The organism is Pantoea sp. SIMBA_079 (genome assembly GCF_046940275.1).
In the GTDB taxonomy this organism is placed as follows: Bacteria; Pseudomonadota; Gammaproteobacteria; order Enterobacterales; family Enterobacteriaceae; genus Pantoea; species Pantoea borealis.
In genome coordinates, this window is record NZ_JAWRYR010000234.1 from 1 (window position 1) to 276 (window position 276).

Below are 276 nucleotides of genomic sequence, written 5' to 3' on the forward strand. Positions count from 1 at the left end.
CGCGTGTAGAGCAACCGGTTCGGCGAACCGGTGCCGGGGTTGCTGACCCGGTTGGGCGTCGAATTGCTGTAGAGCCAGTTGCGCACCGTCGCCGGCGACGCCGACGGATTGTTGGTCAGATACAGTGCCGCGGCGCCGGCCACGTGGGGCGACGCCATCGAGGTGCCGCTGATCGTATTCGAGGCCGACGTGCTGGTGGACCATGCCGAGGTGATCGAGCTGCCCGGCGCGAAGATGTTCACGCAGCTGCCGAAGTTGGAGAAGGAGGACCGCGCG

1 protein-coding gene is annotated in these 276 nt (G+C 67.0%); it reads right to left on the reverse strand.

The window, feature by feature from the left end:
- A partial coding sequence (locus SB719_RS19845; RefSeq protein WP_412159690.1) for a S8 family serine peptidase occupies positions 1-276 on the reverse strand: 276 nt, incomplete at both ends.